Here is a 23,314-nt window from a genome sequence, read left to right on the forward strand (position 1 = left end):
GTCGTTCATTCGCCTTCCGCCGGGAAGAACCCCGGGATCTCGGTGGCCGTGCCCGCCTCGACGGCCCGGTCCAGTACGTAGGAGCCCACGGCCAGGTCGAGCACGCCCATGCCGAAGGGGGAGAAGACCACGGGCCGGCCGGGGTCCGGGGTGGCCCGGCCGCGCAGCACGTCGGCGAGGGTGCCGGTCATGAAGTCCCGTCCGCCGGTGAGCTGTTCGGCCAGATGGGGGGAGGTGTCGGCCTTCAGACAGTGGTCGATGTCGTCGCAGAGGTTGGCGGCCTCCAGCAGGGTCTCGGGCGCCAGGTCGCGCAGCGAGACGTGCAGCACGACCTGGCCGGGCTTGAAGCGGTGGCCGGCCGGGACGTAGGGGGCGAGCGCGGTGGTGGCGAAGACGACGAGGTCGGCGTCGAGGGCCGCGTCCAGGCCGGTGGCGGTGCCGCCGGGGAACCGGGCGGCGAAGGCGGCGGCCGCTTCCGGGTCGAGGTCGTGGCAGTGCACACGCTCGGCGCCCAGACCGCTCGCGGTGAGGTAGCGGCAGATCTCCCGGGCGATCACCCCGGTGCCGACCACGCCCCAGCTCACGGGCTTCCCCGGCACCAGGGTGCGGGCGGCGAGCGCGGCGGAGGCGGCGGTGCGGGCGGCGCTGATCGCGGCGGACTCCAGCAGCGCGACGGGGTAGCCGGTCTCGTAGTCGTTGAGGACCAGGACGGCCGAGGCGCGGGGCAGGCCGCGTCCGGTGTTCTTCGGGAAGCTGGAGATCCACTTGATCCCGGCCACGTCCTGGTCACCGCCGAGGTAGGCGGGCAGGGCGATGATGCGGCTGTCGGGCTTGGCGGGGAAGCGCAGGAAGTAGCTGTCGGGGTTGATGGTGTCCCCGGCGTCGTGCAGCAGGTACGCGTCCCGCACCCGGTCGACGACCTCGCTCTCGTGGCCGGCCAGCGCCTCGCGCACGGCGTGGCCGCCGACCACCGTGAAGGGGCGTTTCGTCGCTGTCACTTGCTGCTCTCGCTCTCTGCCGTCACCGGCGTCCGGGCGGGCGGCAGCGGCCGCCCCCCGATGTCCGTCAGGAAGTCCTGGCCGTAGTGCGCGGCCACCCAGGTGTCGTCGTAGATGGTGTCCAGGTAGGCGTGGCCGTGGTCCGGTGAGACGGCCAGTACCCGGCTGCCGGGCGGTATCCGGTGCGCGCTCGCGCGTACGGCGGCGAGCACGGTGCCGGTGGAGCCGCCGACGAGCAGTCCGTGGTCGGCGGCGGTGCGGCGGCAGGCGACTATGGCGTCCGGTTCGGGCACCAGCATCCGCCGGTAGCGGCCGTGTCCGCCGCGCCGGAAGATCTCCGGGACCCGGCTGGAGCCGAGGCCGGGGATGAGACGCCGGGCGGCCGGGCCGCCGAAGGTGACCGAGCCGACCGCGTCGACGCCGGTGATCACCGTGGGCGCGTCGATACGGGCGAAGTGCTCCAGGCAGCCCATCAGGGTGCCGGAGGTGCCGACGCCGACGAACAGCCGGTCGGGCACCCCGAACCCCTCGGTGATCTCGACGGCGGTGCCCTCGCGGTGGGCGGCGACATTGGCCGGGTTGGCGTACTGGTTGAGCCAGACCAGGGCCGGGTCGGCGGCGAGCTTGAGGCTGATGTGGGCGATCCGCGAGCCGAGGAAGCCGTCGTTGGCGTCGCGCTGGTCGACGATGACCACGTCGGCGCCGAGCGCCCGCATCTGCTGCACGCTGCGGTAGTTGGCGTTCGGGTCGGTGACCAGGGTGAGGGGGTAGCCGCGGGCGGCGCAGATCGAGGCGAGCGCGATGCCGAGGTTGCCGGAGGTGGATTCGATCAGCCGGGTGCCGGGACCGATCCGGCCGGCCTCCTCGGCGGCGGCGACCATCGCGCGGGCGGCCTTGATCTTGATGGAGCCGGCCGGGTTCTGCGCCTCCAGCTTCAGCCACGTCTCGGCGTGCGGCAGGAACCCGGCGAGCCGCACGAAGCAGTGCGGGTCCCCGGCGTCATGGGCGCTGTCGTACAGCATGCGGGCCCTCCGGTGCTCCGCCGGCGGCGGCCCGTCGCAGGACGGAGGCCAGCAGATGGGGTCGGGACTGGTTGAGGTAGTGGCCGCCGTCCTCGGTCCGGACGACGTGCGGGGCGCGGGCCAGCAGGCCCCAGCGGGCGACGGTGTCCTCGTGGCCGCGGGTCACCGGGTCGTCGGCGGCGAGGACCACGGTGAGCGGGTGGCCGGCGGGCGCGGGGTCGGTGAGCAGCTCGCGCAGGAAGGCGTTGCCGAGCGCGGTGTCCCGGCGCAGCGCCCGCAGCGTGGCGGGCCCGGTGTCGGGCGCGGGTGCGCCGCGCCCGCCCGGTACGACCCACCCGGCGACGGTCTCCTCGGACGCGGCGGTCACCTCGGCCACCGGGTGGTCCTCGGGGTCGGCGGACTTCAGCGTCTTGCCGACGAGGACGACGGCGGGCCGGGCGGGCAGCGCGCGGGCGAGGGCGAGCGCGGGTCCGGCGCCGGCGCAGTGGCCGAGCAGGACCAGCGGCCCGGTGACGTCCGCGAGTTCGGCGGCGAGGTCGCGCAGCAGGGCGCCGGTGCCGGGTACGCCGTCCTCGCGCAGGTCCAGGGTGCGGAACCGGACCGGGCCGGTGTCCTCCAGCGCCTTGGCGAGCGGCAGATAGCTCACCGGGGAGCCGCCCGCGTACGGGAAGCAGACGATGGTCAGCTCCGGGTCCTCGGCGGCGGCCAGCTCCACCAGCAGCCCGCCGGTGCCGGCCGCCCCGCGGGCCAGGGCACGGGCGGTTCGGCCCTGGAGCAGCCCGCGCACGGTGACCAGTCCGCCGGAGCCGGCGGCCACGGCCATCGCGGCCAGCGAGTGGCCGCCGAGGTCGAAGAAGTCGTCGTCGGCGCCGATGCTCTCCTCGGGAACGCCCAGCGCCTGTGCGAACAGCCGGACGATCGCGCGCTCGGTGTCGTCGGCGGGCGGTTCGGGGGTGCGGGCGGTGAGGGCGGGCAGCGGGCGGGCGGCCAGGGCGTTGCGGTCGGCCTTGCCGTTGCGGTTGAGCGGCACCTCGTCCAGCCGGGCGACCACGTCGGGCAGCATGTAGGCGGGCAGCAGCCGGGCGGCCTCCTCCCGCAGCCGCGCGAGGCCGGGCTCGGCGGCGCCGGTGTACCAGACGGCGAGCACCGTACGGCCGCCGTGCCGGCGCACCTCCGCGAACGCCTGGTCGATGCCCGCGATCCGGGTCAGCGTCTGCTCGATCTCGGGGAGTTCGACGCGGTGGCCGCGCAGCTTGACCTGCTGGTCGCGGCGTCCGACACAGTCCAGGGTGCCGTCGGGCAGCCAGCGGCCGAGGTCGCCGGTGCGGTAGGCGCGGGCGGAGGTGGTGTCGAGGGTGTTGGCGGGGAAGGCGGCGGCGGTGCGTTCGGGGTCGTTGACGTATCCGGCGCCGACGCAAGGGCCCGTCACATGGATCTCGCCGAGGGTGCCGGGCGGGACGGGGGTGCCGTTCTCGGCGAGGACGTGGAGCGTGGTGTTGATGACGGGGGTACCGACGGGGACGCGTTCGGTGTGCACCGGGCCGCGCAGGATGTGGTGGGTGATGTCGTCGGACGCCTCGGTGGGCCCGTAGGCGTTGACGACCGGGATCGCCGGGTACGCGGCGAACCAGCGGCGGGCGAGGGCGGGGGCGAACGCCTCGCCGGTGACCATCAGCCGGCGCAGCCGGGGTAGTTCGCGCGGGTCCGTGCGGAGGGTGTCGAGGAGCGCGTCGAGCAGGGAGGGGACGACCTCCAGCACGCTCACGCCCTCGCCGGTGACGGTGTCCAGGAAGTCGGCGGGGTCGGTGACCCGGTCGTGGATGACGCTGCGGCCGCCGGTGAGCCAGGGCGCGACGAGCTGCCACACGGAGATGTCGAAGCACTGGGAGGCGACCTGGGACACCACGTCGTCGCCGGTCAGCGCGAGGTCGTCCACCTTGGCCTGGAGGTGGTTGAGCATCCCCCGGTGCTCGACGACGGCGCCCTTGGGTTCGCCGGTGGAGCCGGAGGTGAAGATGACGTAGGCGGGGTCGTCGGGGCCGGGCCGGTGGCCGAGCGGGGTGTCGTCGGCCTCGGGCGACGCGAGCAGGGCGGTGTACTCGGCCTGGTCGAGGATGTGGCGGCAGCCGCTGCGGGTCACGGCGTGCCGGAGCCGTTCCGCGGGGTCGCCGGGTTCCTGCGGCAGATAGACGGCGCCCGCCTTCATGACGCCGAGCAGGCTCACCGCCCAGGGCAGTCCGCGCGGCATACGCACGGCGACCACGTCACCGGCTCCGGCGCCGCGCGCGATGAGGGCGCGGGCCAACCGGTCGGAGGCGCGGTCGAGTTCGGCGTAGGTGAGGGTGTCGGGGCCGTGGCCGATGGCGGTGCGGTCCGGGTGGCGGGCGGTGGTGCCGGTGAACCGGTCGAGGAGGGTGGTGCCGGGTACCTCCCGGACCGGGCCGGTCCGGTGGCGGCTGAGCCAGGCGCGTTCCTCCTCGCTCATGAAGGTGCGGGCGAAGGGCGGCGCGTCGGGGTCGGCGGCCAGGGCGCGCAATGCGCGCAGGTAGTAGCCGCCGAACCGTGCCACCCCGGCCCGGTCGAGGACGGAGCCGTCGTAGTGGAGCTGGAGGGCCACGGTGTCGTCGAGGGCGTCGCGGGAGAACTCGGCGCGCAGCGGGAACTCGGTCTGGCTGTGCACGGAGACCCGGTGCAGCCGGGCGCCGTGGCGGCGGGCGAGGGCGCCGAGGACGTGGAAGTGGGTGAAGTTGAAGACGGCCTCGAACAGCGGGCGGCGCAGGTGCCGGGTCATCTCGCCCATGGGGTAGCGGCGGTGCGGCAACAGCGCGCTCTCCTCGTCGTAGACGCGCCGGACCAGGGCGGTCCAGCTGGGGACGTCGGTGCGGACGCGGAAGGGGAGAGTGTTGAGGAAGAGGCCGAGGGTGCGTTCGGCGTCCTGCCGTTCGGGGCGTCCGCTGTGCTCGTAGCCGGTGGTGATGTCGTCGCGTCCGGCGGCGAAGGAGAGCACGGCGGTGTGCGCGGCGAGCAGGACGGACTTGACGGGGACGCCGAGCCGGGCGGCGGTGGCCAGCAGCGCGGGGCCGAGGCCGGCATCGAGGGGTACGTCGAGGGTGCGGACCGTCTCGGCGGGGTCGAGGGCGGCGCCGGGGGTGCGGGGCAGCGCGGTGGCGTCGGCGCCGTCGAGCCGGGTGAGCCAGAAGTCCCGGGCCTCCCCGGAGGCGACGGCCTCCTGCTCCAGGGCGACGAACTCCGCGTATCCGGTGCCGGGTTGATCAGGGGCGGCCGCGGTGGTGTCGAAGCAGAGGTCGAACAGGTCGTAGAGCAGCCGGTTGACGCTCCAGCCGTCCAGGGCGGCCGCGTGGTAGCTGAGCAGCAGGTGGTGGCGGTCGCCGCCGAGCAGGCAGAGCCGCATCCGCACCGGGCCGACGGTGCCTTCGGGGAAGCCGGTGGCCAGTTCCTCGGCGGTGGCCCGCTCCAGGTAGGCGCGCTGGGCGTCGGGGTCCTGGCCGGTGAGGTCGACGGTGACGCACCAGTCGGGGGTGTCGCGGTGGACGACCTGGGTGGGCCGGGAGAAGCCGGTGGTGTGGAAGGAGGTGCGCAGCATCGGGTGGCGGCGGGCCGCCTCGGTGGCCGCCCGCTGGAAGAGGGCGGGGTCCAGCGGGGCGTCGTAGTGGTAGCCGGAGACGTCGTGGTAGACGGCGGCGTCGCGGGTGGCGATCTCGTAGAGCAGCCCGGCCTGGAGGCTGGAGAGGGGGTGGGCGGCCTCGGCGTCGGCGGGCAGCGCGGCCCGGTCGGCGGGCGTCAGGGCGGCGAAGGGAGCCGGTGCCTCCGGCGCGTCGGGTGCGGCTCGGCGCACCAGGGGGGCGAGCAGGGCGACGGTGGGGTGGGCGAACAGTTCCTGGAAGGTGAAGTCGAGTCCGGCGCGGCGGGCGGCGGCCAGTACGCCGATGAACTTGATGGAGTCGCCGCCGAGTTCGAAGAAGTTGTCCGTGACCCCGAGGCCGTCCCGCCCGAGCGCGGCGGCGAAGATCCCCGCCAGCTCCTCCTCCAGCGCGGTACGGGGTGCCACCCGGCCGGTGCCGGGGTCGGCCGGGAGCGCGGCGAGGGCCTTCAGGTCCCGTTTGCCGTTGGGGGTGCGCGGGATCGCCGCGACGGGCACGAACCGCGCCGGGACCATGTAGGCGGGCAGCTGCCGGGCCAGCCCGGCGCGCAGTGCCTCCGGGTCGGGCCGCGCCGATACGACGTATGCGCACAGGGCGCCCTCGTGCAGGGCCACCGCGCACTCCGTGACGTCGGGCAGCGCGCCGAGGACGTGCTCGATCTCGCCGGGCTCGATGCGGTGGCCGCGTACCTTCACCTGGTCGTCGAGCCGGCCCAGGTACTCGACCGTGCCGTCCTCCCGCAGGCGGGCCGCGTCCCCGGTGCGGTAGGAGCGTTCGCCGGGCGCGGTCGGGTCGGGCAGGAAGCGTTCGGCGGTGAGGCCGGGGGCGCCCAGGTAGCCGCGCGCGAGCCCGATGCCGCTCAGGTACAGCTCGCCCGGCACACCGACCGGGGCGGGGCGGCCGTCGCGGGTGAGGACGCGCAGCCGGATGTTGTCGATGGGGGTGCCGAGCGGAACCGGGCGGCGCGGGTCGTGGCCGGTGCAGTCGTAGTGGGTGACGTCGACGGCGGCCTCGGTCGGCCCGTACAGGTTGATCAGCGCCGGGGCGTCCGGGCCGGGGAAGGCGCGGGCCAGGGCGGGTATCGCGTCGGCGGGCAGCGCCTCGCCGCTGGCGAAGATCCGGCGCAGCCGGGTGGGCGCTGCGGTCTCGGCCTGGTGGGCGAGGAACGCCTGGAGCATGGACGGCACGAAGTGCGTGGTGGTCACGCCGTGTTCGGTCATGCGGGCGACGATGGCGGCCGGGTCGCGTTCGTCGCCGGAGGGCAGGGTGCTGACCGCGCAGCCGGCGAGCGCCCACCAGAAGATCTCCCACAGGGAGACGTCGAACGCGGTGGGCGTCTTGTGCAGGATGACGTCGCCCGGGGTGAGCGGGTACTGCCGCTGCATCCAGCGCAGCCGGTTCACGATCGCCCGGTGTTCCACCATCACGCCCTTGGGGCGGCCGGTGGAGCCGGAGGTGTAGATGACGTAGGCGAGGTCGCGTTCGGTGGCGAGCGGTGGCAGATCGGTGCCGTCGAGCGCGGTGAGCGCCGGGTCGGCGGGGTCCACGAGGTGGGTGGCGCCGGGGCAGTCGGTGCCGACGGCGATCCGGGCGCCGCTGTGGGTGACCATGTGGCGGCGGCGCGCCTCGGGGAGGGCCGGGTCGACGGGCAGATAGGCGGCGCCCGCCTTGAGCACGGCGTGGAAGGCGATCAGCCCCTCGGGGCTCCGGGGCAGGGCGACGGCGACGATCTCGCCGGGTACGGCACCCAGTTCCCGCAGCCGACGGGCCAGTTGGTTGGCGCGGGTGTTGAACTCGGCGTAGCTCAGGCCGTCTCCGTCGAGCACGGCTGGCCGGTCCGGGTGCCGGGCGGCGGTGTGCTGGACGAACTCGTGCAGGAGAGTGCCGGGTTCGTAGGCCCGCTCGGTGCGGTTGGTCCGCTCGGTCAGCTCCGTCTCCGCCGCGTCCGGTGCCGCGCGCACCGGGCCGAGGGCGGCGATCCGGGCGTGGGCCCGCGCGAACCGCCCGGCCAGGCGCCGCGCGGTGCCGGGCAGCAGCAGGTCGGCGCGGTAGGTGAGCCGCAGCCTGCCGCCGCGCACCGCGAACCCCACCGTGATCCCTTCGGGCAGCGCGGGTGCCTCGCCGTCCTGGTACGGCAGTACGGCGAGGTCGGTGGGGACGACGCCCTCGGCGGCCAGTACCTGGGCGGGCGGTACGTCGAGGTGGGCGGCGCCCTCGCGGTAGGCGCGGCGGACCTCGGTGAGCAGGGCGCGGGCATCGGTGCCGACGTCGATGAGCACGGGGAAGCCCCGGTCCCCGGCGCGGGTGCGGACGCAGACCCGCGCGCTGTCGGTCTCGGTGGCGGCGACAGCCACCGCCACGGCGGTGACGAACACCTGGACCAGTGTGGGTTCGTCGCCGGTCAGCGCGCTCGCGCGGGCCACGGCCCCGGTGTCGAGGTCCTGCTCCCACACCCCGGTGGCCGGCTCGTGCCCGGCGCCGCCCGCGAGCAGGTCGTGGTGGAGCAGGGTGGCCGCGTCGAGCGCGGCGGCCCAGCGCTGCCAGTACCGGGTCTGCTCCGGGTACTCGTTGAGGGCCTGGCTGCCGCGCAAGGTGGTCATCGTGCTGCTCCAAAGTCGAAGTCGGCGTCACTGGCCCAGGTGCGCGCCGCGCGGCGTCGCAGCACCGGCGCCTCGGGGGCGGTGGCGATCTCGTCCAGTGCCAGCAGGACGGAGTCCAGCAGGTGGTCGGCGGAGGCCCGTTCGTACAGCTCGGTGGAGTGCTCCAGGTCGCACACCAGGCGGTCGGGGCGGACATGGACCTGGAGGTTCAGGTCGAACCGGGTGGTGCCGGGGTGGAGGAAGTCCAGCGAGGCGGTGAGCCCGGCCTCGGCGAACTCGTAGGAGTCGAGGTTCTGGAGGCCGAGGAAGGCGTCGATCAGCGGGTCGCGCAGTCCGGGCCGCCCGGCGCCCAGCTCGCGCACCAGCCGGTCGTAGGGGACGGCGCCCCGGTCCAGGGCGTCCTGGTGGCTCTCGCGCAGGCCGGCCACCAGCGCGCCGAGCGTGGTGTCCTCGTCCAGCCGGACGCGCATGGGCACGGTCTGGACGAACATGCCGACCACGTCGGCCAGTTCGTGGTGGGCGCGGCCGTGTACGGGGGTGCCGATCACCAGGTCGGTGAGGCCGCCGATGCGGGCCAGAGCGGTGGCGTAGGCGGCGAGCAGCACCACGAACGGGGTGGTGCCGTGCACGCGGGCGGTCTTCTCCACCGCGTCGGCGGCGACCGGGTCGCGCCGCACCCGGCCGCCCGCGTCGGTGGGCCGCGGCGGGCGCGGCCGGTCCGTGGGCAGGGTGCCGCCGCCGGGCGCCCCGGCGAGCGCGGTCAGCCAGTGGCCGAGGTCGTCGTCCCGTCCGGCGCACCAGCGGGCGGCGTCCAGCCAGCGCAGCGGCACGGGCGCGGGCGTCCGCCCGGCGAGCAGGCCGAGCAGTTCCCGGACGAGGACGCGGACCGAGACGCCGTCCGCCACGATGTGGTGCAGATCGAGCAGGAGCCGCCGGTCACCGGTGAGGCGGGCGCGGAGCAGCGGGGGCGCGGCGAGATCGAAGGGGCGCACGAACTCCCCTTCAGAGGAGTCCAGTTCGAGGCGGAAGCCGACGCCGTCGACGACCTCCTGCCGGATGCCGTCCCCATCGGCGGTCAGCCGGGTGCGCAGCGCCTCGTGCCGGTCGACCAGGGTGTCCAGTGCCGCCTGGAGCCGCGCGGGGTCGACGGGCGCGCCGAGGTCCAGCCGTACGGGGATGTTGTACGCGACCGAGTCCGGGCCGGCCTGCCAGAGCGCGTACAGCCCGCGCTGGGCGGGGTGCGCCGGGCCGGTGCGGCCGGTGCCGCGCGGTACGGGCGCGGTGGCCTCCCCGGCGTGCTCCAGCAGGGCGCGCATCCCGGCCGGGGTGGGGGCCTCGTGGACCTGGCGGAAGCCGAGCCTGCGGCCGAGGCGGGCCTCGATCCGGTCGAGCAGGACGCCGAGGCGTACGGAGTCGCCGCCGAGGGCGAAGAAGTCGCTGTCGGGTCCGATGGCGGCCGGGTCCTGGCCGAGCACCTGGGACCACAGCGCAGTCAGCTCGTCCGGCGCGGGCGTCCCGTCGTGCGTCCGGGGTGCGGGCAGCCGGGCGGTGTCGACCTTGCCGCTGGCCTTCAGCGGCAGGCGGTCCAGGACGGTGAGGTGGGCCGGGAGCAGATAGCGGGGCAGCGTCCCGGCGAGCGCGGCCCGCAGGGCGCCGGAGCCGGTGCCGTCGGTGACGGCGTACGCGCACAGCCGGGCCTCTCCGGCCTCGTCGCGTACGGCGACGGTGTGGGCCTGGCGTACGGCGGGCAGGGCGAGCAGGGCGGTGGTCACCTCGGCGGGCTCCACCAGGTTGCCCAGGATCTTGACCTGCTGGTCGGCGCGCCCGTGGAAGCGGACCAGGCCGTCCGGGTCGCGGGTGACGAGGTCGCCGGTGCGGTAGCGGCCGCCGGGGAAGCGGGCGGCCGTCAGCTCCGGGTCGCCGAGGTAGCCGCGCGCGACCCCGGCCCCGCCCACCCACAGTTCGCCCTCGGTGCCGTCCGGCACCGGCTGCCCGGCCTGGTCGCACACGTACAGCTCGGTGCCCGCGACGGCCCGGCCGACGGGCACCGGGTCCGGGACGGGTGCGGTGATCCGGTGCACGGTGGTGAAGACGGTGTTCTCGGTGGGCCCGTAGCCGTTGTACAGGGCCAGTCCGGGGCAGTGCGCGAGCACCCGTGCCGCGTGCCCGGCAAAGACGACGTCGCCGCCGGTCATCAGGGTGCGCAGGCCCGTGAACATGGCCGGGTCGTGGTCCGCCATGCGGTGGAACAGGGGCGCCGTCAGCCAGGCGAAGCCGATCCGCTCGCGGCGCAGGAACTCCGCGTACGCGGCCGGGCGGGCCATCGTCTCCGCGTCCGCGATGTGCAGCGAGCCCCCGTTCAGCAGCGTGCCCCACACCTCCAGCGTGGCGGCGTCGAACTCCGGGGCGGCGCCGTGCGCGGCGCGCGTCCCGGCGGGCAGCCAGGGGTGCTCCGGCGCGCACACCAGCCGCAGTACGCCCCGCTGTCCGACGACGACGCCCTTGGGGGCGCCGGTACTGCCGGAGGTGAACATGACGTAGGCCGGGGGTGTTTCCCCGGTGTCCCCGGTCTCCTCGGCTTTCTGGGGCGCGGCGGCGGTGCGGCCCGCCGCCCTCACCTCGGCCGCCGGCACCGCCCCCGCCCCGGCGTCCGGCAGGCCGACGACGAGGCGCGGGCGGGCGTGGTCCGTGATCTGCCGCAGCCGGGCGGCGGGCCAGCCGGGGTTGAGGGGCAGGTAGGCGGCCCCGGCGAGCACCGTGCCGACCAGTGCGGTCACCCCGGCCACCGAGCGTCCGCCGAGCAGACCGACCAGGTCTCCCCGGCGCACCCCCAGTTGAGCCAGGCCGCGCGCGAACTCCGCCGCCGATGTGGCCAGTTCGGCGTACGTCAGCGTCGTCGTGCCGTCGCTCACGGCCAGGGCGCCGGGTGTCCTGGCCGCCCGGTCCCGAAATCGTTCCGCGATCACCGTGTGCTCCTCCCCCGTGGTACGCCGCGCGGTGCGGCCGTCAGATCTGCTCGGCCAGGGCGCGCAGCCGCGCCGCGAACTCCCCGGCCCCCTCGGTCCCGTCCTCCTCGGCGGCGCGGCGGCCCACCTCGGCGGTGAACGCGGCCAGCGTCGGGTTCTCGAAGAGCGCCCGCACCGGTACGGCGAGGCCGAGCAGGTCCTCGATGCCGTAGGTGACCTGGGTGACGAGCAGCGAGTGGCCGCCGAGGACGAAGAAGTCGTCCTCCGGGGCCGGCGGGGCGTCGGTGAGCAGCACCTCGGCCCACAGCGCGCCCAGCACCCGGCCCAGCAGTCCCCCGTCCGCCCCCGGCAGGCCCGGGACCGGTGCGGGCGCCTGCGCCACCGGGGCCTCGGCTGCCGTGCCGAGCGCGTCCAGCTCGGGCAGTTCGTACGCCGAGATCCGGCGCCCGGTGTCCGCCGCGAGCTGCCCGAGCAGCCGCAGCCAGGCCACGCACAGGGTCTCGACGGTGGCCTGGTCGAACAGGTCGGTGCGGTAGGTGAAGGTGCCGCCCAGTGTGCCGTCGCGCTGCTCCAGCATCAGTTCCAGGTCGAACTTGGCGGTGCTGTAGGCGGGCCGGACCTCCTCGGCGGTGACGCCGGGCAGGTCGAGGGCGTCGGCGCCCGCGTCGTCCAGTGAGAACACCACCTGGAACAGCGGGTTGTGGCCGAGGTCGCGGCGCGGGCGCAGTTCCTCCACCACCCGCTCGAAGGGCACGTCCTGGTGGGCGTAGCCGTCGAGGGCGGTGTCCCGGACGCGGGTGAGCAGGTCGGCGAAGACGGGGTCGTCGTCGACGCGGACACGCAGCGCGAGCACGTTGGTGAAGAAGCCGAGCACCGGCTCGAGTTCGACACGGGTGCGGCCGGAGGCGGGGGTGCCGACGACGAGTTCCGGGTCGCCGCCCGAGCGGGCGAGGAGCACGTCGAAGGCGGCGAGCAGGGTCATGAACAGGGTGGCGCCGCGTTCCCGGCCGTAGGCGCGCAGCGCGGCGTACACCTCGTCGGGGACGGTGAAGGCGACGGAGGCGCCCGCGCGGGTGACGGCGGGGGTGCGGGGCCGGTCCAGCGGCAGGGTGGTGGTCCCGGGGGCGCCGGCCAGCCGGTCCCGCCAGTGCGCGAGGCCCGCGCGGCCCTCCTCGCTGTCCAGCCAACTGCGCTGCCAGGCCGCGAAGTCGGCGTACTGAAGGGTCGGCGGGGCGAGTCCGGCCGGGCGGTCCTCGGTGTGCGCGGTGTACAGCTCGGACAGTTCGCGCAGCAGCAGTCCGGAGGACCAGCCGTCGGTGGCGATGTGGTGCTGGTCGAGCAGCAGCAGGTGCTCGTCCGCGCCGGTGGTGACCAGGGTGGCCCGGATCAGCGGCCCGTGCTCCAGGTCGAAGGGGCGCAGTTCGCCGGCGCGGATCAGCCCGCGTACGGCGGTGTCGCGGGTGGTGTCGTCCAGGCCGGACAGGTCGGCGCGGTTCAGCGGCACGCTCACCGTGTCCCGCACGATCTGCACCGGGCGCCCGCCGGTGCCGCGTACGTACACGGTCCGCAGTGCCTCGTGCCGGTCGGCCAGGGCCTGGAGGGCGGCGGCGAGGGCGTCCGGGTCGAGCGGGCCGGACAGCCGGAGTGTCTCGGGGACGTTGTAGCTGACGTCGCCCTCGCCGAGCCGGTCGAGGAACCACAGCTGTTCCTGGGCGTAGGACAGCGGGTGCCCGCCCGGGTCGCGCGGTACGGGGGTGACGGGGTGTTCCTCGCGGCCGCCGCCCGCGCGGGCCAGCTCGGCGGCGAGGGCGGCCACGGTCGGGTGCTGGTAGAGGGTGCGCAGCGGTACGTCGCGGCCGAGGACCCGGCGCATCCGGGAGACGACCTGGGTCATCAGCAGCGAACTGCCGCCCAGCGCGAAGAAGTTGTCTCCGCGGCCGGCCTCGGTGAGCCCCAGTACCTCGGCCCAGATCCCGGCGAGGATCTCCTCGACGGGTGTGCGGGGCGCACCGCCCCGGGCGGGGCCGCGTCCGGCGGCGGAGGCGGGTTCGGGCAGGGCACGCCGGTTGATCTTGCCGTTGGCGTTGAGCGGCATCTCGTCCAGGGTGACGAGCACCGAGGGCAGCATGTAGGCGGGCAGCCGGTCGACCAGGTACGGGGTGAGGTCGGGCCGGGCGGCGGAGACGAAGGTGACGTAGCCGACGAGGCGGGTCTCCCCGGTGCCGCTCGCGGTGTGCACGACCACGACGGCGTTGTCCACGTCCGGGTGGGCGCGCAGTACGGACTCGATCTCGCCCAGCTCGATGCGGAAGCCGTTGACCTTCACCTGGTTGTCGATCCGGCCGAGGATCTCCAGCACCCCGTCGGGCCGGTACCGGGCGAGGTCGCCGGAGCGGTAGAGCCGGGCGCCGGGCTCGGCGGAGAACGGGTCGGGCAGATAACGCTGGGCGGTGCGGGCCGGGTCGCGGTGGTAGCCGCGGCCGACACCGACTCCGCCGACGTACAGCTCACCGGGGACGCCGACGGGCTGGGGCTGGAGGCGGTCGTTGAGGACGTACACCTGGTTGTTGCCGGTGGGGCGGCCGATGGGGACGATGCCCTCGATGACCTCGGGGACCTCCGCGCGGGCCAGGGTGGTGTTGTCGATGGCGGTCTCGCTGAGCCCGTAGGCGGCGACGATCTGGGTGTCGGGGCGGCACAGCGCGCGTACCCGCATGTAGTCCCGCGCGTACCAGATGTCGCTGCCGGCGACGAGGAGGTCCAGGAAGGCGAGGTCGGCGCCGGTCTCCTCCAGGTGGTCGACGAGCGCGGCCAGGATGGGGGTGATGAACTCGGCGCTGTTGACGTCCTCCGCCACCATCAGCCGGTACAGGTCCGGCGGGGACATCACGGTCTCGTGCGGGACGACGACCAGCTTGGCGCCGCTGAACAGGGCGCGGGTGGCGTCGGCGATGAAGATGTCGAACGCGAAGCTCGTCATCTGCAGGTGCGAGCGCATCGGGTGGCCGCCCAGGTAGGCGGACTCCCAGAAGCGGTAGTAGTTCACGTAGTTGGCGTGCGTGACCATGGCGCACTTCGGGGTCCCGGTGGAGCCCGAGGTGTAGAACATGCAGGACAGGTTGTCCGGGTCCACCTCGGCGTCCGGCGCGGTGTCCGGCAGGCCGGCGAGCAGGGCCGCCTCCTCGTCGAGCAGCAGCGCGCCCTGGACCGGGGGCAGGTCACGCAGGGTCTCGGTGGTGGTCACGACCAGGGGTACGGCCGCGTGCGCCAGCATGTACTCCAGCCGCTCGCGCGGGTACTCGGGGTCGAGCGGTACGTACACCCCGCCCGACTTGAGCACGCCGAGGAAGGCGACGACGGTGTCCACGCCGCGTTCCATGCAGACGCCGACCGGGGTCTCGGCGCGCACCCCGCGCTGCCGGAGGAGATGGGCGAGCCGGTTGGCGCGGCGGTCGAGTTCGGCGTAGGTCAGCCGGTCCTCGCCCTTGACCACGGCGGGCGCGTCCGGGGTGCGGGCCACCTGGGCCTCGAACAGGGCGTGCATGGTGGGCTCTTCGCCGACCGGGAACGCGGTGTCGTTCCAGGCGCGCAGCTGGCGGTGCTCCTCCTCGGGGGTGAGCAGGGGCACGGTGGCCACGGGGGCGTCGGGCGCGGCGACCAGCTCGGTCAGGAGACGCAGCCAGTGTCCGGCGGCGCGGCGCATGGTGGCGGCGTCGAACAGGTCGGTCGCGTACTCCAGTTCGCCCTGGAAGCCGTCGCCCCGCTGGATGAGGTCGAGGCTCAGGTCGAACTTGGAGGTGAGCCGCTCGTCCTCCAGCAGCTCCGCGGTGAGCCCCGGCAGGGTCAGTTCGCCGGTCTGCCCGGCGGCGAGCATGCCGAAGCTGGCCTGCACCAGCGGCGAGTAGCTGGGGTCGCGCTCGGGCTCGACCACCCGGACCACGTCGTCGAACTGGACGTCCATGTTCTCGAAGGCCGCGTACACCGACTCGGCGACCTGCGCGAGCAGCGGGCGGAACCCGGCGGCGGGGTCGACGTCGGCGCGGATCGCCAGGGTGTTGACGAAGCAGCCGATCAGCGGGTCGAGGTCGGGTTCGGGGCGGCGGACCACAGGCACGCCGACCGCCAGGTCGTGCTGGCCGGTGTAGCGGGCGAGCAGCACGAAGAAGGCGGAGAGCATGACGGCGAACGGGGTGACGCCCTCCTCCTCCGCCAACCGCTCGACAGCGGAGGTGAGTTCAGGGCTCACCTCGAAGGGTGCGGCGGCGCCCTGGTAGCTCTGCACGGCGGGCCGGGGCCGGTCGGCGGGGAGCTGGAGGGTGGGCGGCGCGGTGACGAACCGCTCCTGCCAGTACCGCAGTTGCCCGCTGACGTCGGCGGTGCGGCTGCGCTCGGCGTAGTCGGCGTACTGGAGTGCCAGCGTGGGCAGTCGGGGTTCGCGGCCCTCGGTGTGCGCGGTGTACAGCTCGCCCAGCTCGGCGAGGAGGACCCCGCAGGAGGAGCCGTCGAAGACGATGTGGTGGAAGGTGAGCACCAGTACGTGGTCGGTGGCTCCGGCGCGCACCAGGGCGGCCCGCAGGACGGGACCCCCGGCGAGGTCGAAGGGGGCGTGGGTCTCCTCGCTGACGAGCTTGCGGAGCAGGTCCTCGCGCTCGTCGGCGGGGGCGGCGGACAGGTCGTGCACGGGCAGCGGCACATGGGCGCCGGCCACGGTGACCTGCACGGGTACGCCGTCGCGGTCGGGGAAGCGGGTGCGGAGCACCTCGTGCCGGGTGACGATGTCGCGCAGGCAGCGCTGGAGCACCCCGAGGTCGAGGGCGCCGCGCAGCCGCAGCACGACGGGCAGGTTGTAGAGCGAGCCGCCGGGCTGCACCCGGTCCATGAACCAGAGCTGCTGCTGTGGCAGGGACAACGGCCGGTCCGGACCGTGGGCGCCCTCGGCCGCGCCGGGCGCGGTGGCGGGGGTACGGCGGCGGGTGTGGCGCGGAACGATGGTCATCGGGCGTCCTCCGTGCTGTCGTCCCGGTGTGCCGCCAGTGCCTCGACCTCGGCGCACAGCCGCTCGGCGTAGGCGTCGATCCGCCCGGCGGGCAGGGCGGCCGCGTCGTACTGCACGACGAGGCGGGCGGCCTCGGGGCCGAGGTCGGCGTTGGAGGCGAGGGCGAATCCGACGTCGACGGTGTCGTCGTGCTCGGAGACCACGCGCGAGCCGTTCGTGGCGGGGGCGATGCCGGTGAAGCGGGTGAAGTTGAAGAAGGAGTCGAACAGGGGTCCCGCTGCCGCGAGTTGTTGGATATCGGCGAGCGGCAGCAGATGGTGGCCCATCAGGGACTGCTCGTACTCCCAGAGCCGGGCGGCCAGTTCGGGCGCGCCGGGGTCGGTGCGGACCGGGAGGGTGTTGAGGAAGAGGCCGAGGGTGCGGTCGCCGCCCTCCTCGGCGGGGCGGGCGCTGACCACCAGGCCGGTGACGACCTCGCCGGAGTCGTCGGTGCCGAAGGCGGCGGCCAGGGCGCGGACGTGCGCGGCGAGCAGCAGCGACTTCACCGGCACCCCGGCCCGGCGGGCGGCCTGGTCCAGCGCGTCGGCGGTGGCTCCGGCGGGTTCCAGTACGCGGGAGGTGCCGATGGCGGGGATGTGTTCCCCGGCGAGCCGCAGGGGGTGTACGCCGTCCAGGGTGTCGCGCCAGAAGGCGCGGGTGCCGGTGTCCTCTCGGGCGGCGAGTTCGGCCTCGACGTGGTGCCGGTAGGGCAGCACGGGCCCGGCCCCGGGGGCGGGGGTGCCGGTGTGGTGGTGGTCGAGGCGGGCCAGCAGTTCGCTGGTCATCAGGTGCAGGCTGAGGCCGTCGAGCACGCCGTGGAAATGGGTCTGCACCAGGTCGTAGGTGTCCTCGCCGGTGCGCAGGGCGTGCAGGCGCAGCATGGGGGCGCGCCAGTCGAACGGGGTGGCCTTCTCGGCCTCCACGACCTCGCGCACCCGGCGCTCCCGCTCCTCCTCGGGGAGCCCGGTGAGGTCCTCGGTGCGTACGGGCACGGTGGCCCGCTCGTGCACGAGCTGCGTCGGGCGGCTGAACCCGGCCAGGTCGAAGGAGGTGCGCAGGATGTCGTGCGCGGCGGTCAGGTCCTCGGCGGCCCGCGCGAGCGCCTCGGGTGCCCACGGGCCTTCGACGGTGTCGACGGTGACGACGTGGTAGGCGTGGCCGTCGCCCTCGGAGAGTTCACCGAGGTAGACCATGCCGAGCTGGAGGGCGGTGAGCGGGTAGGCGTCCCTCACCCCTGCGGGAACCAGCGCCCGGTCGGCCGCGTCGAGCAGGGCGAAGGGCGCTCCGGCGGCCGGTTCCGCGGCCTGGGTGCCCTCGATGCCCGCGGCGAGGGCACGGACGGTCTGGTTGCGGAACACGTCCCGCAGCGGGAAGGACAGCCCGGCCTTGACGGCGGCGGCGCGCATCCGGATGGCGCGGATGGAGTCGCCGCCGATGGCGAAGAAGTTGTCGTCGACGCCGATGTTCTCCCGGCCGAGCACCTCCTCCCAGATGGCGATGAGGGCGCGTTCGGTGGCGGTGGCGGGCTGGGCGGTGGTGCGGGGCCGCTCGGGCGCGGGGAGCGCGGCCCGGTCGATCTTGCCGTTGACGGTGAGCGGGAGGGCGTCCAGGAGGACCACGGTGGCCGGGACGAGGGGTTCGGGCAGCCGCTGGGCGAGCCACTGCCGCAGCAGGGCGGCGTCCGGCACGGCGACGGGCGGTTCGGCGGCCGGGCGGGGGTCGTCCCGGTACTCGGGGCGGACCGCGCACAGCGTGAACCGGTCGGTGCTCGTCAGGAGTTCGTCCTGTTCCCAGAACACGTCGAAGCCGTGTCCGCGCAGGTGTCCGGCGATCTCGGCGAGCCGTCCGTGCGGGGCGGCGCCGGTGTCGTCGTGGACCTCCATGGCGATCTGCTGGACGCCGGCGAGGTGCGCGTCGTCCAGGCCGCGCAGCACGTCCCACTCGGCGCGCTGGACGTCGATCTTCAGCAGGTCGATCCGGTCGGTGCCGGTCTCGGTGAGCACGTCGGACAGCCGGCGCAGCCGGGCCCGCTCCTCGTGCGGGGTGAAGCGGTCGGCGAGGATCTCGGAGACCTCGCCGAGGAGTTCGTCGTCGCGCCGGTTCTCCAGGAAGGTCTGGACGAGCGCGATCTCGGCCTCGGGGTCGGCGTACTCGGCCTGCCCGGACATCATGGAGTAGCCGGGGTAGACGGTGAACGTGGCCGTCTGCTCGCGGTCGGAGAGGCCGAAGCCGAAGACCTCGGTGGGTCCGGTGCGGTGACGGAGGTTCTCGGTGAGGCGGGCGTGGGCCTCGGGCAGCGGCTCGAAGGCGAGGATGCGGGCGCCGGGGCAGGCCCGGTCCACGAAGAGCGAGAACATGCCGATGTTGGCGCCGACGTCGACGACGACCGCGTCCTCGCGCAGGGTGATCCCGCCGCGCAAATAAGTCTGCTGGACGAAGATCTCGTCGAACAGGTAGCGCGTCTCGTGCGGGGTGATCCCGGCGATGTCCTCGACGTTCAGCGGGCGGCCGGTGGCGCGGCGGGGCACGGCGTACCCGACGAGGGTGCCCGTGCCGGTCGCCCCGTCCACCCGCCAGTCGGCCACGGCGTGGGCGACGGCGGGGTGCTGGGCGAGCACGGCGGCGATCTCGGCGGGCTCCGCGCGATAGCCGTTGATCTTGAGCTGTTCGTCGGCGCGGCCGAGGTGGGCGAGGCGCCCGTCGGGCAGGAAGCGCACCCGGTCGCCGGTGCGGTAGCCGCGTACGCCGTCGACGACGGTGAAGCGGGCGGCGGTGGCCTCCGGGTCGGCCCAGTAGCCGCGCGCCACCTGCGGGCCGGTGACGAAGAGTTCGCCGGGACGGCCGGGCGGCACGGGCCGCCCCCCGGCGTCCAGCACCCGGACCCGGAAGCCGGGCAGGGGGCGGCCGATGGAGGGCTCGCTGTCCGGGGTGACGGGGGCGGCGGTGACGTCGACGGTGCACTCGGTGGGCCCGTAGACGTTGAAGGCGCGTACGCCCTCCAGCGCGGCCACCCGCCGCCACAGCTCGGCGTCGAGCGGCTCGCCGCCGATCAGCAGCAGGCCGGGCAGCCGCTGGCCGCTCTCCCGGTGGTCCAGGACGAGCCGCAGATGGGCGGGGGTGCAGTCGAGTACGTCGGCGCCCCGGTCGGCGAGTTCGCGCAGCAGTGCGGGTACGTCGCGGCGGGTCTCCTCGGAGACCAGGCACAGGGAGCGTCCGGCGGCCAGCTGGATCAGCTGCTTGATGGAGGCGTCGAAGCCGAAGGAGGCGTTGACGGCGACGGTCAGGGCCTCGGGGGCGTCGGCGTGGACGGTGGCTTCGAGGGCGTCGAAGAGGTGGGCGGCGCTGCCGTGTTCGACGACGACCGGGCGGGGGGTTCCGGTGGAGCCGGAGGTGAAGATGACGTACGCCGGGTCGCCGGGGGCGACGGGGTGCGGCTCGGCCGGGGCGCCGGTCGCGGGGAGCGCGTCGAGTTCGAGGGTGGGCAGGGTGCCGCCGAGTCCGCGCAGGGCGGCGGAGCCCTTGGGGGCGACGGCGAGGGCCGCGTCCACGGTGGTGGCGAGGCGGCGCAGCCAGGGCGCCGGGTGGGCCGGGTCGAGCGGGACGTACACGGCTCCGGCGCGCAGCACGCCGAGGAAGGCGGCGACGGTGACGGCGGAGCGCTCGCCGAGGACGACGACGCGGTCACCGGGACGGACGCCGTGTTCCCGCAGCCGTGCGGTCACCGAGGCCGCGGCGGCGTCGAGTTCGCCGAAGGTGAGGGTGGCGTCGGGGGCGGCGACGGCGGTCCGCGCGGGGTCGGCGCCGGTGACGGCCGTGTCCAGCAGACCGAGCAGGGTGCGCTCGCCGAGGGGAACGGCGGTGCCCTCCCACTCGGCCAGCAGCGCGGCCTCGGCGTCCTCGGGGCGGCCGCCGGTGAGCTGGGCGGTGACGGCGCCGAGCAGCAGCCGGGCGGCGGCCGGGTCGGCCACGGCGGGGTCGGCGTGCAGGGCGAGGTGCAGGGTGGTGCCGTCCCGTGTGCAGGTCAGATGCAGCGGGGCCTCGGGGCGGGGCGCGTCGAGCGCGGCCCCGGTGGCGCCGAGCGCGGCGAGCGGACCGGGGTCGACGGCCGTGACGTGGGCGAAGCCCGCCGCCACGGCGTGGTCGAGCGGGGTGACCCGCAGGGAGCGGGCGCGGACCCCGGCGAGCAGTTCTGCGGCGGCCTCGGCGGTGAGGGCGAGCGGGACCTCGCAGCGGACGGGGGCGGCGAGCGGGCCGACGACGCCCTGGGTGCCGTCGACGGACCGGCCGTCGTCGTGCACGGCGAGGGCGACGGTTCCGCTGACGGGGTCGGCGTACCGGCCGAGCGCGGTGGCCCAGGCGGCGAGCGCGCGGGCCACGTCGTCCCCGTCGGGGGCGGGGCATTCGGCGCGGTACTCCCCCACCGGTTCGGGCCCGGCGGCGCCGGGGGCCTGGGCGGGCAGGGTGAGGGCGGTCAGGGCGGCGGGGTCGGCGGGCAGGTCGGCGCGGTTCTGCTCGCTCTGCCACTCCACGACGTCGAGGAACTGGGTGCGGTCCTCGTCCTCCACCGGGGCGGCACCGCCGTAGCAGGCGGCGAGTTCGGTGAGGAGGACGCGCAGGCTCTCGGGGTCGGCGATCAGCACCGAGGCGTCCAGGACCAGTTCGGCCGGACCATGCGTGACCCGCAGCGGGGCGTCGCCGGCGGGGGCGCCGTCGGCCGGGTGGACGTCGGCGGTGGCGTCGTCGCGGACGACCTGTACGGGCAGCCCGGTGCCGGTGAGGTCGCCGATGTCGAGGCGCAGCGTCTCGTGCCGGGCGACGAGCGCGGCGACGGCGGCGCGCAGCCGCCCGGCGTCCAGGGGCCGGGCGAGCCGGACCCGCGCGGTGACCCGCTCCTTCGGGGCGTCGGCCCACAGCCGCCGCTGCTGGGCGGAGAGCCGGTAACTGTCGACCGTGGTCACAGGACGTCTCGATTCACATAGAGGTCGGACATGGCGACGAGGGTGCGGCGTTCGCCGGTGAAGGGGGCCCGGCCGTGGGTGGCGAGGAAGTTGTCCACCATGAGCACGTCGCCGCGCCGCCAGGGGAAGGAGACGGCCGCGTCCTCGTACAGCCCGCGGATCAGGGCCGCGACCTCGTCCTCGATGGGGGTGCCGTCGCCGTAGTACACATTGCGTGGCAGGCCCTCGGGGCCGTATTCGCGCAGCAGTGCCTCGCGGACCTCGGGCGGCAGGTTGGAGGAGTGGAAGAGGTGCATGTGGTTGAACCACACCTCCTCGCCGGTGCGCGGGTGGCGGGCGGTGACCTGGCGGACCGCGCGGGTGCGCAAGCCCCCGTCGCCGGTCCACTCGAAGCCGGTGGCCGACTGACGGCAGTACGCCTCCACGTCGGCCCGGTCGGTGCTCTGGAACACCTCGTGCCAGGGCAGGTCGAGGGAGTCGCCGTAGTTGCGGACGTAGAGCACACCGTGCCGCTGGAACCGCTCGCGGACCTCGGCGGGAATCCGCGGGGTGACCTCGCGCTCGCTCGCGAGCGGGGTGGCGCCGCCGGTCTCGGCGGGCAGGTCGCAGTAGAAGTACAGCCTGCTGGGCCAGTTGTGGGAGTACGACATCTCGTGGTGCAGCGGGATGGTCTGGTCGGAGGCGAACTCCGTGGAGGTGAACACCTTGTCGGCGACCTCGTTGCGCGGCGCGGCCCGCTCCAGGTAGCCGAGCAGCTCGGGGCCGACGACGCGCGCGGCCCGGCCGAAGTGGTCCGGGTCCGGCACGGAGAAGCCCCGGAAGAGGACCGCGCCGTGCCGGTCGAGGTGCTCGGTGACCCGCTCGCGGCTGGCGGCGAGGTGGCTGACGAGGTCCAGTTCGGGGAACCGGGACTCGACGACCATCCCGAAGTCACCGTCCAGGAAGGAGGTCGTGACGGGTTCGACGGTGGTGCGGCGGGCGCGCCGCACGGGTCCCACGCTCATCGCTCACCGCCCGCGGCGGAGCGGCGGTCGGCCATGGCCGCGAGAATCCGGCGCGGTCCCTCGAACGGCTCGCGGGCGTGCGCGGAGAGCATGTTCTCCACCACCAGTACGTCTCCCTGCCGCCAGTCGAAGCCGACGGTCTCCTCGGTGTGGGCGGCGCGGATCTCCTCGACCACCTCGTCCTCGATGCGCTGCCCGTCGCCGTAGTAGGTGTGGTACGGCAGGTTCTCCTCGCCCAGCGCCGACAGCAGGCCGTCGCCGACCTCCTTGGGGAGGGTGGAGTTGTGGAAGAAGAGGGCGTGGTTGAACCAGGTCTCGTCGCCGGTGAGCGGGTGGCGGTGGATCGCGGGGCGGCTCTGCCAGGTGCGCAGCTGGTCGCCGTCGACCCAGGTCCAGGAGATGCCGTTGCGCTCGCAGTACGCCTCGGCCTCCGCACGCTCCTCGGTCTGGAACGCCTCCTGCCAGGTGAGGCTGATGCCGGGCACGTAGTTGCGCACATAGCGCACCCCGCGCTCACGGAACCGCTCGACGGTGGCGTCCGAGAGGCGGGCGAGTATCCGCCTGCTGTCGGCGAGCGGGGTGCGCCCGCCCCGGGTGGCCTCGCGCTGGCAGGAGAAGACGATCCTGAGCGGCCAGTCCAGGGTGTACGACTGCTCGTTGTGCAGGGCGATGTGCTGGTCGGCGGGGTGGTCGGTGGAGGTGTAGACGCCCTCGGTGACCTGGTGCCGGGGTGAGGAGCGTTCGCCGTAGCCGAGCACGTCGTCGGAGAGGGCCTCCATGAACGCCCGGAACTTCTCCGGGGTGTCGATGCCGAAGCCCCGGAAGAGGACGGCTCCGGCCCGGTGGGCGAGGCCGTCGACGACTGCCCGGTTGCCGGCCAGCCAGGCGGTGAGGTCGGTGGTGGAGTCGCCCCGCACCAGGGCGGGAAGGGCGCGGCCCTGCCAGGCGTCGTCCACCTCGACGGAGCCACCGCGGGCGCGACGGCGGGAAATGGTTGACACAGTTCCTCCGAATCACGGCATTTCAGACGGGAGCGGGCGTGGGTGAGCCCGGTGCGGCTGCGGGTGGG

General features: G+C 74.7%; 8 protein-coding genes. All 8 read right to left on the reverse strand.

The genetic code is table 11. The annotated features are described in order from the left end of the window. Window positions 1-5: 5 nt before the first annotated feature. From sbnB to ACIGA3_RS29960, 8 genes are read right to left on the reverse strand one after another with little or no spacing between them, the layout of a single operon-like run. Entirely contained in the window at window positions 6-998 is a 993-nt protein-coding gene (gene sbnB / locus ACIGA3_RS29925) for a 2,3-diaminopropionate biosynthesis protein SbnB (RefSeq protein WP_399721549.1), read from the reverse strand. Next, window positions 995-2,020 carry a pyridoxal-phosphate dependent enzyme gene (locus tag ACIGA3_RS29930; RefSeq protein ID WP_399721550.1) on the reverse strand — a complete coding sequence of 342 codons (1,026 nt, stop codon included), beginning with the start codon at window positions 2,018-2,020 and terminating at the stop codon, window positions 995-997. Before ACIGA3_RS29930 ends, sbnB begins: the two co-directional genes overlap by 4 nt. Beyond that, window positions 1,998-8,282, reverse strand: a complete 6,285-nt coding sequence (locus ACIGA3_RS29935) for an amino acid adenylation domain-containing protein (protein WP_399721552.1) — start codon at window positions 8,280-8,282, stop codon at window positions 1,998-2,000. Before ACIGA3_RS29935 ends, ACIGA3_RS29930 begins: the two co-directional genes overlap by 23 nt. Next, window positions 8,279-11,248 (reverse strand): amino acid adenylation domain-containing protein, encoded by a 2,970-nt coding sequence (locus ACIGA3_RS29940; RefSeq protein ID WP_399721554.1) that lies wholly within the window; start codon window positions 11,246-11,248, stop codon window positions 8,279-8,281. Before ACIGA3_RS29940 ends, ACIGA3_RS29935 begins: the two co-directional genes overlap by 4 nt. 40 nt (window positions 11,249-11,288) lie before the next feature. Next, entirely contained in the window at window positions 11,289-16,244 is a 4,956-nt protein-coding gene (locus ACIGA3_RS29945) for an amino acid adenylation domain-containing protein (RefSeq protein ID WP_399721556.1), read from the reverse strand. After that, window positions 16,241-21,241: an amino acid adenylation domain-containing protein gene (locus tag ACIGA3_RS29950; RefSeq protein ID WP_399721558.1), complete on the reverse strand. Its 5,001-nt coding sequence runs from the start codon at window positions 21,239-21,241 to the stop codon at window positions 16,241-16,243. Before ACIGA3_RS29950 ends, ACIGA3_RS29945 begins: the two co-directional genes overlap by 4 nt. Beyond that, window positions 21,238-22,245, reverse strand: a complete 1,008-nt coding sequence (locus ACIGA3_RS29955; RefSeq protein WP_399721560.1) for a TauD/TfdA family dioxygenase — start codon at window positions 22,243-22,245, stop codon at window positions 21,238-21,240. Before ACIGA3_RS29955 ends, ACIGA3_RS29950 begins: the two co-directional genes overlap by 4 nt. After that, window positions 22,242-23,246, reverse strand: a complete 1,005-nt coding sequence (locus ACIGA3_RS29960) for a TauD/TfdA family dioxygenase (protein WP_399721562.1) — start codon at window positions 23,244-23,246, stop codon at window positions 22,242-22,244. Before ACIGA3_RS29960 ends, ACIGA3_RS29955 begins: the two co-directional genes overlap by 4 nt. Between the last annotated feature and the right edge of the window lie 68 nt (window positions 23,247-23,314).

This window comes from Streptomyces sp. NPDC085596 (assembly GCF_044541565.1).
In the GTDB taxonomy this organism is placed as follows: domain Bacteria; phylum Actinomycetota; class Actinomycetes; order Streptomycetales; family Streptomycetaceae; genus Streptomyces.

Excerpts from the sequence above, each read along its gene's own strand:
- ACIGA3_RS29930 (WP_399721550.1), bottom strand. The coding sequence starts at position 2,020 with ATGCTGTACGACAGCGCCCATGACGCCGGGGACCCGCACTGCTTCGTG.
- ACIGA3_RS29935 (WP_399721552.1), bottom strand. The coding sequence starts at position 8,282 with ATGACCACCTTGCGCGGCAGCCAGGCCCTCAACGAGTACCCGGAGCAG.
- ACIGA3_RS29945 (WP_399721556.1), bottom strand. The coding sequence starts at position 16,244 with ATGACCATCGTTCCGCGCCACACCCGCCGCCGTACCCCCGCCACCGCG.
- ACIGA3_RS29955 (WP_399721560.1), bottom strand. The coding sequence starts at position 22,245 with ATGAGCGTGGGACCCGTGCGGCGCGCCCGCCGCACCACCGTCGAACCC.